At 67.4% G+C, this 15982-nt stretch carries 15 protein-coding genes; 6 read left to right on the top strand and 9 right to left on the bottom strand.

The annotated features are described in order from the left end of the window. The first annotated feature begins 5 nt into the window (after positions 1-5). A complete protein-coding gene (locus AE618_RS02995; protein WP_156330069.1) occupies positions 6-584 on the top strand; it encodes a hypothetical protein in 579 nt (192 codons plus the stop codon). On the opposite strand, the gene AE618_RS02990 is transcribed toward AE618_RS02995, so the two are convergent. Together AE618_RS02990 and dxs are read right to left on the bottom strand one after the other, a co-directional pair. Continuing rightward, a complete protein-coding gene (locus AE618_RS02990) occupies positions 585-1313 on the bottom strand; it encodes a TlyA family RNA methyltransferase (RefSeq protein WP_054207572.1) in 729 nt (242 codons plus the stop codon). Between the two features lie 18 nt (positions 1314-1331). Next, a complete protein-coding gene (dxs, locus tag AE618_RS02985; protein WP_054207571.1) occupies positions 1332-3245 on the bottom strand; it encodes a 1-deoxy-D-xylulose-5-phosphate synthase in 1914 nt (637 codons plus the stop codon). A gap of 224 nt (positions 3246-3469) precedes the next feature. Between dxs and AE618_RS02980 the strand changes: the two genes are divergently transcribed. The 3 genes from AE618_RS02980 to AE618_RS02970 all read left to right on the top strand — a co-directional run bounded on the left by AE618_RS02980 (position 3470) and on the right by AE618_RS02970 (position 7813). Further along, entirely contained in the window at positions 3470-5062 is a 1593-nt protein-coding gene (locus tag AE618_RS02980; protein WP_248310725.1) for an ABC transporter substrate-binding protein, read from the top strand. Between the two features lie 5 nt (positions 5063-5067). Beyond that, positions 5068-6480, top strand: a complete 1413-nt coding sequence (locus AE618_RS02975; RefSeq protein ID WP_054207569.1) for an amidase — start codon at positions 5068-5070, stop codon at positions 6478-6480. Positions 6481-6589: 109 nt separating this feature from the next. Next, positions 6590-7813 carry an MFS transporter gene (locus tag AE618_RS02970; RefSeq protein WP_197280663.1) on the top strand — a complete coding sequence of 408 codons (1224 nt, stop codon included), beginning with the start codon at positions 6590-6592 and terminating at the stop codon, positions 7811-7813. 11 nt (positions 7814-7824) lie between these two features. On the opposite strand, the gene AE618_RS02965 is transcribed toward AE618_RS02970, so the two are convergent. From AE618_RS02965 to AE618_RS02940, 6 genes are all read right to left on the bottom strand, one after another. Then, entirely contained in the window at positions 7825-8133 is a 309-nt protein-coding gene (locus AE618_RS02965; RefSeq protein ID WP_054207567.1) for an addiction module antidote protein, read from the bottom strand. Continuing rightward, positions 8117-8422 carry a type II toxin-antitoxin system RelE/ParE family toxin gene (locus AE618_RS02960; protein WP_054207566.1) on the bottom strand — a complete coding sequence of 102 codons (306 nt, stop codon included), beginning with the start codon at positions 8420-8422 and terminating at the stop codon, positions 8117-8119. The genes AE618_RS02965 and AE618_RS02960 overlap by 17 nt, the downstream gene beginning before the upstream one ends. A 74-nt stretch (positions 8423-8496) precedes the next feature. Continuing rightward, positions 8497-9417, bottom strand: coding sequence for a pirin family protein (locus AE618_RS02955; RefSeq protein WP_054207565.1), 921 nt, complete (start codon positions 9415-9417; stop codon positions 8497-8499). A 96-nt stretch (positions 9418-9513) separates the two neighbouring features. Further along, positions 9514-9771 carry an exodeoxyribonuclease VII small subunit gene (locus AE618_RS02950; RefSeq protein WP_054207564.1) on the bottom strand — a complete coding sequence of 86 codons (258 nt, stop codon included), beginning with the start codon at positions 9769-9771 and terminating at the stop codon, positions 9514-9516. Between the two features lie 104 nt (positions 9772-9875). Continuing rightward, positions 9876-10343: an Lrp/AsnC family transcriptional regulator gene (locus tag AE618_RS02945; protein ID WP_197280662.1), complete on the bottom strand. Its 468-nt coding sequence runs from the start codon at positions 10341-10343 to the stop codon at positions 9876-9878. A 155-nt stretch (positions 10344-10498) separates the two neighbouring features. Then, positions 10499-11011, bottom strand: a complete 513-nt coding sequence (locus AE618_RS02940; RefSeq protein WP_054207563.1) for a tyrosine phosphatase family protein — start codon at positions 11009-11011, stop codon at positions 10499-10501. A gap of 172 nt (positions 11012-11183) precedes the next feature. On the opposite strand from AE618_RS02940, the gene AE618_RS02935 reads away from it, so the two are divergent. Then, entirely contained in the window at positions 11184-11744 is a 561-nt protein-coding gene (locus AE618_RS02935; RefSeq protein WP_054207562.1) for a thioesterase family protein, read from the top strand. 6 nt (positions 11745-11750) lie between these two features. On the opposite strand, the gene AE618_RS02930 is transcribed toward AE618_RS02935, so the two are convergent. After that, positions 11751-15320: a hybrid sensor histidine kinase/response regulator gene (locus tag AE618_RS02930; protein WP_054207561.1), complete on the bottom strand. Its 3570-nt coding sequence runs from the start codon at positions 15318-15320 to the stop codon at positions 11751-11753. 159 nt (positions 15321-15479) lie between these two features. Between AE618_RS02930 and mscL the strand changes: the two genes are divergently transcribed. Next, positions 15480-15899, top strand: a complete 420-nt coding sequence (gene mscL / locus AE618_RS02925; protein WP_054207560.1) for a large conductance mechanosensitive channel protein MscL — start codon at positions 15480-15482, stop codon at positions 15897-15899. The last annotated feature ends 83 nt before the right edge of the window (positions 15900-15982 follow it).

Below are 15982 nucleotides of genomic sequence, written 5' to 3'. Positions count from 1 at the left end.
CGCAGATGTGGCAATGGCTTGCAGCGCGATCAACACTTTATTTGGGTTTGCCCGAGCATAGTCGCGCCAGTTTGGGGATTATGATGAGCGTTCCCGCGATCAAGGGGCAGGCTGGATCGGCGGACGCTCGGATGGAGACGTCCCAGCAGCCGCGTCTCTCGACCGACTTCCTCAACCACTACAGCGAAGCCCTGATGCTGATCGAGATGGCAGCGGAGGATCGCAGCATCGTCGACGACCTGAAGGCCTGGCGCAGCATCACCTACCGCGAGCATTTCGAGGTCTCGAGCCTGCGCTGTGCGCCCTCTGCGCTGGCCGCCTATGACAGCGTGGCGCCGGCCCGAAGGGCGGGTTTCGAGGAACTGTGCCAATCCATGGCGCGGCTGATTTCAACGGCGACCGCGCTGCTGGACGACCCGCGCGACGGTCTTGAGGCGACGACCATCATCGAGGTCGCCAGCGATGCCCTCCGCCGGCAGATCGGCCGGGCCACGCAATTCATCAACGCCAACGGCGCGATGGACATCGGCAGCATTGAAAGCCGCGCCATGCAGGCGGAGATCGACGCGCTGCTGGCGCGCTGATCAGCGCAGGCGACGCCCGCCGATCAGGAACTCGCGGTTGCCGTCGCCGCCCTCGATCGGCGAGGGCACAGGCTGCTCGACCGCAAAGCCCAGCCCCGCCATGAGCTCGGCAATGTCGGCGCAGACGCTCTCATGCACCGCCTCGTCCCGGACGATGCCCTTCTTCAGGGCCGCGCGACCGGCCTCGAACTGCGGCTTGATCAACGCCGCGATCTGGGCGGCCGGAGCCAGCAGGGCGGCGACCGAAGGCAGCACCAGCCGCAGCGAGATGAAGCTGACATCGATCGCAGCCAGCGACGGCGTCTGCGGCAATGCGTCCGGCGTCAGCGTCCGGATGTCCTGCGCCTCCAGGCTCAGCACGCGCGGGTGGCCCCGCAGCGAGGGGTGGAGCTGGTCGCGCCCGACATCGACGGACACCACGAGGGCTGCCCCGCGTTTGAGCAGCAGATCCGTGAAGCCCCCCGTCGAGGCGCCGACATCGAGACAGATGCGGCCATCCGGGTCGAACCCGAAGACATCGAGCGCTCCCGCGAGCTTCAGGCCGCCGCGCGAAACGTAAGGATGCGGCGCCTGCGCCGTCACCACGGCGTTCGCCGCCACCATTTCCGAGGCCTTGCGAACCACGCGGCCATCGGCTGTGACGAGACCGGCCGTGATCGCGGCTTGCGCCCGCGCGCGGCTCTCAAACAGGCCGCGCTCGACGAGCAACTGATCGGCCCGGCTCTTCATGAGGCTGACCGTGCCGTTTCAGGCTCGCTTGATCGCGGCGGGTGCGCCGAGCGCGCCCTCGACGGTCCGCACGATGCCTGCGGCGTCGAGCCCGGCCCTGGCATACATCGCCTCGGGCTTGTCGTGATCCTGGAAGATGTCGGGCAGGGTCAGCGTCCTGACCTTCAGCCCGCCGTCGAGCAGGCCGCTGCGGGCGAGCAGATGCAGCACATGGCTGCCGAAGCCGCCGACCGAGCCCTCCTCGACCGTGAGCAGGATCTCGTGCTCGCGCGCCAGGCGCAGGATCAGGGCCTCGTCGAGCGGCTTGGCGAAGCGGGCGTCCGCAACCGTGGTCGACAGGCCGCGCTGACCCAGCTGCTCGGCCGCAGCCAGGCACTCCGTCAGCCTCGTGCCCAGCGACAACAGCGCGACGCGCGTGCCCTCCCTGACGATGCGGCCCCGGCCGATCTCCAGCGGAACGCCGACATCGGGAATCTCGACGCCGACGCCTTCGCCGCGCGGATAGCGGAAGGCGATCGGGCCCTCGTCGAAAGCCGCCGCGGTGGCGACCATATGGGTCAGCTCGGCCTCGTCCGCAGCCGCCATCACCACCATGTCCGGCAGGCAGGCGAGATAGGCGATGTCGAAGGCACCCGCATGCGTGGCCCCGTCGGCACCGACGAGGCCGGCCCGGTCGAGAGCGAAGCGCACGGGCAGCTTCTGGATCGCGACGTCGTGGACGACCTGGTCGTAGGCGCGCTGCATGAAGGTCGAATAGATCGCGCAGAACGGCTTGTAGCCCTCGGTCGCGAGCCCGGCCGCGAAGGTCACGGCATGCTGCTCGGCGATGCCGACATCGAAGGTTCGGGCCGGGAATTCCTTGCCGAACGCATCGATCCCGGTGCCCGACGGCATCGCCGCGGTGACGGCGACGATCCTGCTGTCGTTGCGCGCTTCCTTGATCAGGGAGCTGCCGAAGACCGACGTATAGCTCGGCGCATTCGCCGGAGCCTTGGCCTGCAGGCCGGTGACAGGGTCGAAGCGGACGACGGCGTGGTATTTGTCCGCCGTGGCTTCGGCCGGGGCATAGCCCTTGCCCTTCTGCGTCACGACATGGACGAGAATCGGCCCCGTCTGCGAATCGCGGACATTGCGCAGCACGGGCAGGAGATGGTCGAGATTATGCCCGTCGATCGGCCCGACATAGTAGAAGCCCAGCTCCTCGAACAGCGTGCCGCCGGTGAAGAAGCTGCGGGCGAACTCCTCCGTGCGCTTCGCCTTCTCGTGGAAGAATCTCGGCAGGCGCTCGGCCAGATGCTTGCCGATCTCGCGCAGCGACCGATAGGTGCGCCCCGAGACGAGGCGGGCGAGATAGGCCGACATCGCCCCGACCGGCGGGGCGATCGACATGTCGTTGTCGTTGAGGATGACGACGAGGCGCGAGCCGAGCGCGCCGGCATTGTTCATCGCCTCATAGGCCATGCCGGCCGACATCGCCCCGTCACCGATCACGGCGATGACATTGTTGCTGCCGCCGGCGAGGTCGCGCGCCACCGCCATGCCAAGCCCGGCCGAGATCGAGGTGGAGGAATGGGCTGCGCCGAAGGGGTCGTATTCGCTCTCGGCCCGTCGCGTGAAGCCCGACAGGCCGCCAGGCTGGCGCAGCGTGCGGATGCGCTCGCGCCGGCCGGTCAGAATCTTGTGCGGATAGGCCTGATGCCCGACATCCCAGATCAGCCGGTCGCGCGGCGTGTCGAAGACATGGTGGAGCGCGACCGTCAGCTCGACGACGCCGAGCCCGGCGCCGAGATGGCCGCCCGTGACCGAGACCGCGTCGATCGTCTCCAGCCGCAATTCGTCGGCAACCTGACGCAGGTCGCTGTCGGGCAGCTTGCGGAGATCGTCGGGCGTGTGGACACGGTCGAGGATCGGCGTGAGGGGGCGCTTGGTCACAGGCCCGGTCTATCGCATCCCGGCCGGGCGGCACAAGGGCGGCCGGCTCAACGCACAGTGCCCCAAAAGTGATAAGTGGCCGCGCGTCTACGCTGGCTGACAGGGTGGCTGGCCCATAACTTGCTGCGAATCGGGCTCTGGCCTGCAACAGTTGCCTCGGGGGAGTTGTCATGGTCGCTTGTTCACATCGCCGTCATCCCGGAGGCGCTCGCCTGCGTTGGGCTGTGGCTGCCTTCGCTATCGCGGCCTTTGCGATGGCGGGCGCAGCCGAACCCGTCCGCGCGCAAGGCACGCTGCGTCTGGCGATGACGTCGTCCGATATTCCCACGACCACCGGCATGCCCAATAACGGCTTCGAGGGCATGCGCTTCCTCGGTTACCCGGTCTTCGAAAGCCTGGTCCTGTGGGATCTGACGACCACCGACCGGCTGGCGCCGCTGCGCCCGGGTCTCGCGGAACGCTGGGAGCAGGTCGCGGAGGATCCGAAGACCTGGCGCTTTCATCTGCGCCGTGGCGTTACCTTCCATGACGGGACGCCGTTCGACGCCGATGCCGTCATCTGGAATCTCGAACGCTATTTCAACAAGGAGTCAGCCCAGTTCGAGCCGCCCGCCGCCGGCATCGTGCGCGCGCGGGCGCCGATCATGACCGGCTATCGCAAGATCGACGACATGACGGTCGCGATCACGACCGCGAGCCCGGCATCCTACTTTCCCTACATGACCGCCTTGATCCTGTTGTCCTCGCCGGCATCCTTCGAGAAGGCGGGGCGCGACTGGGCCAAGGTCGGCACGCAGGGTTCGGCCGGCACCGGGCCGTTCAAGATCGCCAGTGTCGCCCCGCGCGAACGCGTCGAACTCGTCCGTCATGACGGCTACTGGGACCAGGCGAAGAAGGCCAAGCTCGACAAGGTCATTCTTCAGCCGATTCCGGAGGCCAATGCCCGCCTCGCGGCGCTGCGCTCGGGCCAGGTCGATTGGATCGAGGTTCCGCCCGCCGACGGTATCCCCTCGCTCAAGCAGGCTGGCTTTGCGATCACGACCGGGTCCTACCCGCATGTCTGGCCCTGGTTCTACAATATCGGCGCGACGAACAGTCCGTTCCGGGATGTCCGCGTCCGGCAGGCGTTGAACTATTGCGTCGACCGCGATTCCATCGTCGCCCTGCTCAATGGCACGGCGGAGCCCGCCATCGGCTGGCTGAAGGCGAGCGACCCCGATTTCGGGAAGCCCGTGAACCGCTACCGCTTCGATCCGGCCAAGGGCAAGGCGCTGCTGGCAGAGGCTGGATTCACGGCCCAGAAGCCTCTGTCGTTCAAGGTGATGATCTCCACCTCGGGCTCCGGGCAGATGTCGCCCTTGCCGATGAACGAGTTCATGCAGGCCAGTCTCAAGGAGGCCTGCGGCGTCGAAGTCGACTTCGTCGTCACCGAATGGCAGGTCCTGCTGAACAACATGCGCGCTCTGCCCGATGCGCCCGCGCTGAACGGCGCGATGTCGCTGAACATCAGCTCGCCCTCGTCCGATCCCAGCGTCATGGCCCGCTACTTCGCCGCGGCAGGCGTGCCGCCCAACGGCTTCAATTTCGCGCAGTGGAAGGACGACGCCTTCGAAGCGGCTTTCGCCAGGCTCGCCGCGGCGGTCGATCCCAAGGTCGTGGCGGAGGCGACGGCGGTTGCCCATGAGCGGCTCGTCGACAACCCGCCCTGGCTCTACATCGTCCATGACCTCAACCCGCGCGCCATGTCCTCGAAGGTGAAGGGCTTCGTCTCGCCCCAGTCCTGGTTCGTCGACCTGACGCTCGTCAGCATGCGGTGACCGCCATGAACGACGCCTCCGCCGACCTCACCGATCCGGCACTGCTGCCGGCCCATGTCCTGGCCCGCGAGATCGCTGCCAGGCGGATCTCGCCGGTCGATGTCGTCGATGCGCTGCTCGCACGCATCGAGCGTTTCGAGCCGAAGCTGCGCTCCTTCGTGGCCGTCTACGGCGCAGATGCACGTCTTGCTGCAGAAGGCGCCGACAAGGCGATCCGCTCCGGCCATGCCGTCGGCCCGCTCCATGGCGTGCCGGTCGCCCTGAAGGATCTGGTCGAGCTCGAAGGCCGCGTCACCACCGGCGGCTCGGCCAACTGGCGCGAGCGCCGCTCCACCGTGACGGCGACGATCGCGCGGCGGATGATCGCGCAGGGCATGATCGTGCTCGGCAAGACCCACACCGTCGAATTCGCCTTCGGCGGCTGGGGCACGAACCAGCATATGGGCACGCCCTGGAATCCCTGGGACCCGGCCCATGCGCGCACGCCCGGCGGCTCCAGCAACGGCTCGGGCGTCGCGGTTGCGGCCAGGCTCGCGCCCTGGGCCATAGGCACGGATACCGGCGGCTCAGTGCGCCTGCCGGCCTCGTTTTGCGGCCTGACCGGGCTGAAGGCCACGATCGGCCGTATCTCGGTCCATGGCGTCCTGCCGCTCTCGACCTCGCTCGACACGCCCGGCCCGATGGCGCGCGACGTGATGGATGTGGCCTTGCTCTACAACGTCCTGCAGGGACCCGATCCGCTCGATCCCAACACGCGCGGCATCCTTCCGGTCGATCCGATGCCGACACTGACACGTGGCGTGCGGGGCTTGCGGCTGGCGCGCATGCCCCATAGCGAGCGCGCCGCCTGTTCGCCGGAGATGCTGGCGGCCTACGACCGCTCGCTCGAGACGCTCAGCCGTCTCGGCGCCAAGATCGTCGAGATCGCCTTGCCCTTCGCCTTCTCCGACTTCCTCAATGCGCAGGCGATCCTGGAGGCGGAGGCCTATTTCAACGACGGCGCGCTGGCGGAGGATGCCGGCACGCTGCTCGACGATGCGGTCAGGGCCCGCGTGCTCGGCGGCGGCCGGATTTCGGCCCAGGATTATCTCGCAACGAAGCGTCGCCAGCTCGACTGCAAGCGCCAGATGGCCATGGCCATGGCCGATATCGACGCCCTGCTGACGCCGAGCACGGCGACGGCGGCGATCCGGCTCGACGAGGTCGACCAGAGCGTGATGCCCTCGCGCTTCACCCGCTTCGGCAATTTCCTGGAGATGTGCGCGCTGTCGCTGCCCAACGGCTTCACCTCTGGGGGACTGCCGCTGTCGCTGCAGATCTGCTGCCAGGGCTATGAGGAGGCGACGGCCCTGCGCATCGGCTACGCCCTGCAGCAGGCGACCGACTACCATCTCAAGGTCCCGCCCATGGTGGCGTGAGCGCCGCAGTCCGGACCCGCATCGATCGAGGTCCGGCAAGCCAGAAATCGGGTGGGTTGCACGCCCATGGAATGAGACGGCTTGGACCTCCGCAATGCAGGGCCAGGCCATGTCTCCGTCGATTCCGACCGCTCTCCTTCTCGCCGGCGTCGCCGCGCAGTTTGCCGACAAGCTCGCCTTGGACACCCTGACGCTGGCGGCAACGCAGGCCGGTGCCACCCCGCGACTCGTCGGCCTGCTGGTGGCGGCGCAGTCGGCCGGCTGGCTGCTGGTCTCGCTGCCGGCCGGCGTCTTTGCCGACCGTGTTGCTCCACGCTCCCTGGTGGTGCTTGGCGGCATTCTGATGATGGCCGGTTCGCTCGTCGGCACGCTTCTGCTCGGCACCGGCGAGGTTGGCTGGCTGCTGGCGCTCTCGACCTTCGTCGCGGCATCGGGGCCGGTCGTGATCGCGCTCTCGATCTTCGTGCTGCTGCCGCGCATGGTGCCGGTCGCGAACCTGCCGCGCGCCAATGGCCGGCTCGAGCTCGGCCGCGCCTGCTTCAGCCTGGCGGCGCCGTTGATGGCCGGCTGGGCCGTGGCGCATGGCGTCAGTGCGCTCGGGCTCGCCCTCTGCGCGCTACTGGGCGCCGTCGTGCTGGTCGCGGCCTTGAAGTTGCCGGCCGAGCGTCCTCCGGTGCAGCCGCGCCTGCCGCTGCATCGCGCCATCGCGGAAGGTGGTGCGTTCATCGCTGGTCACCCCTATCTGCGGCCGATCGCGCTCTGCGCCATCGCCTGGAACGTCGCCTTTTTCGCTTTCCTCGCGATCGTGACGCCCTATGCCGCGCGCATCCTGCTGCTGGCGCCGGAGACGATCGGGCTGGCCTCCTCGGCCTATGGCGTGGGACTGGTGGCTGGCGCGCTCAGTGGGGCTCGCCTGATTGCGAGGCTGCCGACGGGGCTGCTGCTCGTCTTCGGCCCGGCCTCGTCCTTTGTCGGAGCCGCCCTGCTGGCACTGGCGCCGGCCTCGCTCGGCTGGCCGGTGCTGGCGTTCGCCTTCTGCCTGTTCGGCTTCGGCCCGATCCTCTGGTTCATCACCCAGACCAGCATGCGCCAGGCGGTGACGCCGCAAGCCCTGCTCGGCCGCGTCAGCGCGACGCTGACGACAGCGATGTACGGCATGCGCCCGCTCGGCGCGTTGGCCGGTGGGCTCGCGGGCGAATGGCTCGGCCTTGCCACCGCGATCTGGCTGCCGGTAGCGCTCTTCGCCCTCTCGACGCTGGCGATACTGGCATCGTCGATGCCGGGGTTGAAAGCGATGCCTGACGGGGAATTGGCGCTGTCGACGCGCGGCTGATCGTTGGGCTGCTAGGCCGGGCTGATGCGTTCGACGCCGCTGAGTTTGAAACCCAGGGCCTTCAACACGGCCAGCAGGGTGCTAAGCGTCGGATTCCCGTTGGCGCTCAGGGCTCGGTAGAGCGATTCGCGGGACATCCCGGCTTCACCGGCGAGCTTGGTCATGCCCTGAGCGCGAGCGACCATACCGATGGCCTCGGCAATCTCGTGCGGATCGCCGTCAGCGACGATCTCGTCGAGGAAGGCTCGCGCGACCTCCGGATCGGCCACGAGTTCGGCGATGTCATAGGGCCGGGACACATGGTCAGGATTGACGGTCATGGGCCCATCCTTTCAGCGTTGAGACCGCACGCTTTATATCGTTTGACTGGGTGGATTTGTCGCCTCCACCCAATAGCAAGATAAGGATGTCTCCCCGTCTGGCATAGTACACGCGGTAGCCAGGCCCATGGTCGATCCTGAGTTCGCTGATGCCATCACTCAGATTGCGATGGTCGCCGGGATTGCCCGCAGCAAGCCGAAGCAACCTTGCCGCGATCCTCGCCTTTGCCCGGATATCCCGTATGCCGTTGATCCACTCATCGTAAGCAGGCAGGGCCTCGATCTGCATGAGTGGTTGTAGCTTAAAAGCTACGATGGATCAAGGCCGCGAGCTGATCATAGCCGTTGGTCCGGATCTCCAGCTCACCCCTCGGGCAGCGGGATGAACTCGGCCTCGTCGCCGGGGACGGTGTCGAAGCGGCCGGCCTTCCACTCCGCCTTGGCCTGGTCGATGCGCTCCTTCGAGGAGGAGACGAAGTTCCACCAGATGTGGCGCGGCCCATCCATCGGCTCGCCGCCGACGATCATCAGCCGGGTCTGGTCGACGCCGAGGATCGAGATGCGGTCGCCCGGCTTGAAGACCAGCAACTGCCCCGCGCCGAATTCGTCACCGGCGATGTCGACCTTGCCGGAGACGATATAGATCGCGCGCTCGTCATAGTCGGGATCGAGCGGCAGGATCGCGCCCGGCGACAGCACGGCCTCGGCGTAAAGCGCGTCCCAGGGGAACTTGACCGGCGAGGTCTGGCCATAGGCCGAGCCCATGATCAGGCTGATGCGCTTGCCGCCCTCATTGAGGCGCGGCAGCTCCGGCGCGGCATGATGCATGAAGGCCGGTGCCACCTCCTCATGCGACTTCGGCAAGGCGAGCCAGGCCTGGATGCCGTAGAGCTTCGGCCCGTTCGCGCGCGCCTCCAGCCCGGTGCGCTCGGAATGGACGATGCCGCGGCCCGCCGTCATCAGGTTGACCGCGCCCGGCCGGATCGCGAGTTCGGTGCCCAGCGAATCCCGGTGCATGATCTCGCCGTCGAAGAGATAGGTCACGGTCGAGAGCCCGATATGCGGGTGGGGGCGCACATCGAGCCCTTCGCCGAGATGGAACTCCGCCGGGCCCATCTGGTCGAAGAAGATGAAGGGCCCGACCATCTTGCGCCCGATCGAGGGCAGGGCGCGCCTGACCGAGAAACCGCCGAGATCATGCGCGCGCGGCACGATCACCTGCTCGATCGCCTGGCAGGAACGGGCATCGCCCAGGATGGGGTCTTCGGCGGGGAGTTGGGACATGGCTGGCTCCTGTGCTGGACGGAGCCTGACGGCAATGCGCGTCAGCGGCAAGACCTGCCCGGGATCCGCCGGAGCAAGCGGCCTGGGCGCCGGAGCCTACTTGTCCACGTCCAGCGGTGCTGTCCCCGTCGGCTTGCCGTCGGCTCCCAGCGTGATCTTCTCGATGCGGGCTTCCGCCTGTTTCAGCAGCGCGTCGCAGCGTGCCTTCAAGGCCTCGCCGCGCGTGTAGATCGCGATCGATTCCTCCAGGGCCACGTCGCCGCGCTCGAGCCGGGCGACGATGTCCTCGAGCTGCTTCAGCGCTACCTCGAAGGGCAGGGCGGCGACGTCGTCATTGGAGGTGGCTTCGCTCACAGCATGATTCCCGTTTGCCGGACGCTTATCCGCCGGAGCGCCTCGTCCCGCAACCCAAAAGCCGGGACGGCTCACAGGGATGCAGCCACCCCTCTCGGCAGGCCTCAGACCGGTAGCGCCGAGCTCTTCTTGATCGAGCGCAGCGTCAGCGTCGACTGGACGCGGGTGACGCCGGGCAGCTGCGTGATGATGTCGGTGTGGATGCGCTCGAAATCGGCGCTGTCGCGGTAGATCACCCGCATCAGATAGTCATGCGCGCCGGCGAGCAGATGGCATTCGAGGATCTCGGGCAGGTTCAGCACCGCCTGCTCGAAGCCCTCCAGCGAGGCGCGGCCCTGCTGGTCAAGCGTGACGAAGACGAAGGCGGTGCCCGGAAAGCCCGCGATCTTGTCGTCGAGGATCATCGCATAGCCGCGGATCAGGCCGCTTTCCTCCAACTGCCGCACGCGCCGCAGACAGGCCGATGGCGAGAGATGGACCTTCTCGGCGAGGTCGGAATTCGTGATGCGGCCATCGGCCTGCAGGATGCGCAGGATGGAGCGGTCGCGTGAATCGAGTTCGATGCTGGTCATGATGCCCGTGTCCTTTGCGCGATGCATTGTCGCAAAATCGGCATGGCGCAAGCAATGATCTGCATCGATTTTGTGATCGGGCGCTGATATCGGCGGCACGGCGCCGAAAAACTGCACGAAACTGTCTGGTTCGTCTGGACGTATTCTGGCGCTTTTCAGGCCAGGCGCAGCGAAAACGGTGCTCCCTCGAAGGCGTCGGCTCCGCGCCCGATCCGTTCGATCGCGGTGCTCATCCGGCCGTCACGGCGCAGCATGCGGTCGGCGATCGCCACAAGGCGCGCATTGGGCGTCGCCGATGGCGATACCAGGCGCAGATCCTCCGCGATCTCCGCCTCGTCGCGGTTCGGGCCGAGCGCGCAGGCGGCGATATAGGCCGCAGCCGTCGAGCGGCTGATGCCGGCCCAGCAATGGATCACCAGCGGCGCGGCGCGGTCCCATTGCCTGATGAAGGCGAGCAAGCGTTCGACATGCACCTCCGCCGGCACGACATGGCCGTCCATCGGCGCGCTGATGTCGGACATGCCGAGGAAGAGATGGCGGCTCTCGATGATGCTGGCCGGGCGTTCGACGACAGTGCCGACATTGATCAGCGTGACGAGATGGCTGGGTCTGACCGCCCTGACGGTGTCGTGCAGCTTCGAGAGTGGAGAGACATGCAGCGTCGGCATCGAGAGCAATCCGGCTAAGGGCGTGCGATGCGCATAGTCCAGACGGCAGCCGCCGTCATCCCGGCCGCCTCCCGGCCGCCGAGAGCTTCGCGAGGTACGTTGATCGTTTACATATGAACGATCACTCGCTAGAACGTCGCGAACCGAGGGCTCCTCCTCTCGCGAGGCCGTCATGAATCTCTGGTTCCGCCTGATCTGGCTGCTGCTGACCAGCCCGTTCGGCCCGCGGCTGAAGCTGCTGGGCGATCCGTCCCTGCTGGGCTTTCGCGTCTGGCCGCATGACCTCGACACCTCGCTGCACATGAACAATGGCCGCTACTGGTCGCTGATGGATCTCGGGCGCACCGATCTGATGCTGCGGACGGGGTTCTGGCGGGCCGTGCTGCGGCATCGCTGGGTGCCGGTGGTCAATGCCGGCATGATCCGCTTCCGCCGTGAACTGCGCCCGTTCCAGCCGTTTCGGATCGAAACCGCGATCCTGTGCTGGACGGAAACCTGGCTGGTCATCCAGCATCGCGTGCTGAGCCGGGCGAGCGACGGCTCGGAGATCGTCGCCGCCCATACCCTCGTGCGCGCCGCGCTCTACGATCGCAAGGGGCGCGCCTATGTTCCCGTCGCGAGGCTGATGGCCGAGATCGGGACGATGGATGAGAGTCCGCCGCCGGGCCCTGAGGTGGAGGCCTTCCTCGCATCCGAGGCCGCGATGCGGGAGAGCGCGACCGTCAGGCCCTGAGCGACGTTACTCGGCCGCGACGCGCGTCGCCCGCCATTGCGCCAGGAGGGCTCGCAGCGCGCCGGGTTTCAACGGCTTGTTGAGCAGATGGACGTCGAGCGCGGCCGCCGCCTCACGGACATTCGGCGAGCGATCGGCCGTCAGCAGGATCGCCGGCATTGGCGCCCGCGAGCGTTCGCGCAGGGTGCTGATCGCGGTGAGGCCGTTGCCATGGTCGAGATGGTAGTCCGCGATCAGCACGTCGGGCTCTCCACGCTTCAGCGCGACCAGGGCCTCGTCGAGCCCGGCGGCGGTGGTGATCTTGCAGCCCCAGCCTTCCAGCAGCCGCTTCATCCCGTCGAGGATCGTCGGCTCGTTGTCGATGACGAGGAGCTTGAGCCCTGCGAGCTGCCCAGCCGGGATTTGGCGCGGCGCCGCGCTCGTGCTCATCTCGGGCAAGGGCGAGGCGCGCGGTACCAGCACCGCGAAGCGGCTGCCTCGGCCCGGGACGGAATCGAGCGTCAGCTTGTGATCGAGCGTGCGGGCGATCCGCTGGACGATCGAGAGCCCCAGTCCGAGCCCCCGGGCCACCCTGGCGCCCTGGTCGAGCCGCTGGAACTCGCGGAACACGGTCTTCTGCTTGCCCTGGGGAATGCCTAAGCCCGTATCGAGCACCTCGACCGAGACCTGCGGGCCGCGTCGGCGGAAGCCGATCAAGACCTTGCCGCTGGGCGTGTACTTGATCGCATTCGAGACGAGGTTCTGGAGCAGCCGGCGCAGCAGCCGCCGGTCGGAGCGCAGCGCCAGGCTCGTCGGCATGAACACGAGCTTGAGGCCCTTTTCCTGCGCGCTGGGCTCGAATTCACGCTGCAGCTGCCGCACCAGCTCGTCGAGCCGGAACGAGGTCAGTTCCGGCTTCAGCGCGCCGCCGTCGAGGCGTGAGATTTCGAGCAGCGCGGTCAGGATCTCCTCGACCGCGTCGAGCGAGGCATCGATGTTCTCGGCGAGGTCGGGGCTCCCTGCTGCCCGGTCGCGCTCGACCAGCGAGGTCGCATAGAGGCGCGCCGCGTTCAGCGGCTGCAGGATGTCGTGGCTGGCGGCGGCGAGGAAGCGCGTCTTCGAGGCATTGGCCTCTTCGGCTTGTCCCTTGGCGCGCTGAAGCTCGGCATTGACGCGCAGGATCTCCTCCGTCCGCTCGACGACGCGCCGCTCCAGGCTTTCATTGGTGCGCTCCAGCTCCTCCTGTGCCTCCACGGCCTGCGTGATGTCGGTATAGGTCGTGACGAAGCCGCCATCGGGCAGCGGATTGGTGCGGATCTCGATGACCTTCTTGGACGGATAGAGCTTGAGCCGCACCGGTTCGCGGTCGCGCACGAAGCTTTGCAGCCGCGCCGCCATCAGCTCGTCCTGCTGGCCGTCGCCATAGGCGCCGCGCGCCGCGTTGTAGCGCACGATTTCGTCGAGCCCGATGCCGAAGCGCACCATCGAGGCCGGCAGGTCGTAGAGCTGGATGAAGGCCTGGTTCCAGGCGAGCAGCCGCAGGTCGCGGTCGAGCACGGTGATGCCCTGGCCGGCATGGTCGAGCCCGTGCTGGACGATGTCGCGGTTGTATTGCAGCGCCGCCGAAGCGTCGTCGAGCAGCTTGAAGGCGGCCTCGGTGGAGAGGTTGCGCCGCCGCAGCAGCAACGACAGCACCAGGCGCGAGGACGCCGCGCCGATCGCCGAGGACAAAAGATGCTCGCCGAAGCGCAGCAGATGGATGTCGGCGTCGCGCGTCGGCATCGGCTCCTCGCCGCGGCTGCTGGCAAAGCCCTCGAAGGCGCGCTGCGTCCGCTCCTGGCCGAGATAGCGCCCGATCGTCGATTGCAGCTCGGCTTCCGTGACGCTGGAGCGCCAGAGCGAGAAGGACTGCGCCATCGTCGCCCGGTCGGATTCGACGAAGGCATTGGCTTGAAGCCGCTCCATCGCGGTCGCCGGACGCAGCAGCGAGAAGCCGATATAGGCCAGGATGTTCAGGCCCAGGCTCCAGACCACGCCATGGGGTAGCGCCGGCAGGTCGAGCCCGAACAGGGCTTCGGGCCGCAGTGCCGCCTTGCCGAAGGGGCCGAGCGCGACGATCTCGCCCCAATAGCTGCCCGGATGGGCCAGGCTCGGCATCAGCAGCGTGTAGGCCCAGGTCGCGATGCCCACCGTCAGCCCGGCGGCTGCCCCCAGCGCCGTACCGCGACGCCAGACGACGCCGCCGAAGAAGGCGGGCGCGATCTGCGCGGTTGCCGCGAAGGAGAGCAATCCAATCGACACCAGCGCCTGCTCGCCGGCCGCGCGGTAATAGGCATAGCCGAGCAGGATGACGCTGAGGATCGCGATGCGCCGGATGATCACCACCTGCGAGCCGAGATCGCCGCCCATCGTGCCGTAGCCTGGCCCTTGCGCCTCCAACTGCGCCTTCGAGCCGGCCGGATCGCTCAGGCCGCGGCGTCCGCGCAGCATGAGCGGCATGACGAGATGGTTGGTGATCATGATGGCGAGCGCAACCGAGGCGACGATGACCATTGCGGTCGCCGCCGAAAGGCCGCCGACGAAGACCAGCAATGCGAGCAGCCCGGCCTCCTTCTGGAGGGGCAGCAGCAGCACGGTCATGTCGCGATCGACGCCCGCGCCCGGCATCAGCAATTCGCCGGCGATCGCCAGCGGCAGCACGAACAGGTTGATCAGGATGAGGTAGATCGGGAACATCCAGGCGGCGCGGCGGACGTCGCGGGCGTCGCGGTTCTCGACGATCGTCATATGGAATTGCCGCGCCAGCAGCAGCGCGGCGCAGGCCGAAAGCGCCGTCAGCGTCAGGAAGGTCGGCCAGTTCGAGGTCCGCTCCCAGATCGGCACCATGCCGTCGGGGAGTTTCGCCGCCTGTGCGAGGAGGTCGCCCGCGCCGTCAAAGAGGCCGTAGACGACGAAGATGCCGAGCACGAGGAAGGCCACCAGCTTGACCAGCGACTCGACAGCGATCGCCAGCACGAGGCCGTCCTGATGTTCGGTGGCATCGATATGCCTCGTGCCGAAGGCGCAGGCGAAGCCGGCCAGCACCAGCGCGACCAGGAAGGCGAGATCGGTCAGGACGGGCGCGTCGGGGCTCGCCGGGCGCCCTCCCGTCGCCGTCAGCAGCACGGAGAGCGAGCTCGCCACCGCCTTGAGCTGCAGGGCGATGTAGGGCAGGGCGCCGATCACCGCGACGAGGCAGACCAGCGCCGCGACGCGCTCGCTCTTGCCGTAGCGCGCCCCGACGAAATCGGCGATCGAGGTGATGTTCTGCGACTTCGCGATGCTGACGATGCGGCCGACGAAGCGGTGGCCAAAGCCGATGACCAGGATCGGCCCGACATAGATGCCGAGGAAGTCGAGCCCCGCCCGGCTGGCGAAGCCGACCGATCCGTAGAAGGTCCAGGAGGTGCAGTAGACGCCGAGCGCCAGCGCGTAGATCGTCGCCCGCGCCTTGCCGCTGACCAGCCGGCGACCGGAGGTGTCGGCGGCATGGGCGACGGCAAACAAGGCGCACAGATAGGCCAGCGCCACCAGGACGACGGACCACGCCGGGATCATGTTGCCTCCATCGTCGGGCGACGCGCTGAGCGGACCCCTGTTCGGCAGGTTAGCAGGTGGGAACCGGTTTCCACATCCGACATTCTTCTCTAGCGTCTCGTTTCGCGACGCTGCGTCACCGACCGGGCTCGGGGCGCCAGACTGGAGAGGGGACCAAGCATGCTCGAGGAATTCAAGAAGTTCGCGCTGAAAGGCAATGTCGTCGATCTCGCGATCGGTGTGATCATCGGCGCGGCCTTCGGCCGGATCGTCGAATCGCTGGTCAACGACATCATCATGCCGTTCATCGGTGCGCTTGGCGGCGTCGATTTCTCCAACCATTTCATCGGTCTCAACAGCGGCATCACGGCCACGACGCTGGCCGAGGCGCGCAAGCAGGGCGCCGTGCTGGCCTATGGCAACTTCATCACCATCGCCGTGAACTTCATGATCATCGCCTTCGTCCTCTTCCTCGTGGTCAAGGGCATCAACAGGCTCGCGCAACAGAAGAAGGAGGAGCCGAAGGCTCCCGCCGCCCCCGCCGAGGACGTCGTGCTGCTGTCGGAAATCCGCGATCTGCTGAAGCAGAAGACGGTCTGATCCGGCCTCGATCGGTCGCGATTCATCACCGCGACCGATCGACCCGATCTCGCGATTTCATGCCATCGCGCTGCGCCATGGGC

The sequence above is a fragment of the Allobosea vaviloviae genome, from assembly GCF_001298265.1.
Classification (GTDB): domain Bacteria; phylum Pseudomonadota; class Alphaproteobacteria; order Rhizobiales; family Beijerinckiaceae; genus Allobosea; species Allobosea vaviloviae_B.
The sequence above is the reverse complement of the archived record's forward strand: the minus strand, read 5'-3'. Positions and strand labels throughout refer to the sequence as shown.

Excerpts from the sequence above, each read along its gene's own strand:
- AE618_RS02995 (WP_156330069.1), top strand. The coding sequence starts at position 6 with ATGTGGCAATGGCTTGCAGCGCGATCAACACTTTATTTGGGTTTGCCC.
- AE618_RS02990 (WP_054207572.1), bottom strand. The coding sequence starts at position 1,313 with ATGAAGAGCCGGGCCGATCAGTTGCTCGTCGAGCGCGGCCTGTTTGAG.
- AE618_RS02975 (WP_054207569.1), top strand. The coding sequence starts at position 5,068 with ATGAACGACGCCTCCGCCGACCTCACCGATCCGGCACTGCTGCCGGCC.
- AE618_RS02970 (WP_197280663.1), top strand. The coding sequence starts at position 6,590 with ATGTCTCCGTCGATTCCGACCGCTCTCCTTCTCGCCGGCGTCGCCGCG.
- AE618_RS02965 (WP_054207567.1), bottom strand. The coding sequence starts at position 8,133 with ATGACCGTCAATCCTGACCATGTGTCCCGGCCCTATGACATCGCCGAA.
- AE618_RS02960 (WP_054207566.1), bottom strand. The coding sequence starts at position 8,422 with ATGCAGATCGAGGCCCTGCCTGCTTACGATGAGTGGATCAACGGCATA.
- AE618_RS02955 (WP_054207565.1), bottom strand. The coding sequence starts at position 9,417 with ATGTCCCAACTCCCCGCCGAAGACCCCATCCTGGGCGATGCCCGTTCC.
- AE618_RS02945 (WP_197280662.1), bottom strand. The coding sequence starts at position 10,343 with ATGACCAGCATCGAACTCGATTCACGCGACCGCTCCATCCTGCGCATC.
- AE618_RS02940 (WP_054207563.1), bottom strand. The coding sequence starts at position 11,011 with ATGCCGACGCTGCATGTCTCTCCACTCTCGAAGCTGCACGACACCGTC.
- AE618_RS02935 (WP_054207562.1), top strand. The coding sequence starts at position 11,184 with ATGAATCTCTGGTTCCGCCTGATCTGGCTGCTGCTGACCAGCCCGTTC.
- AE618_RS02930 (WP_054207561.1), bottom strand. The coding sequence starts at position 15,320 with ATGATCCCGGCGTGGTCCGTCGTCCTGGTGGCGCTGGCCTATCTGTGC.
- mscL (WP_054207560.1), top strand. The coding sequence starts at position 15,480 with ATGCTCGAGGAATTCAAGAAGTTCGCGCTGAAAGGCAATGTCGTCGAT.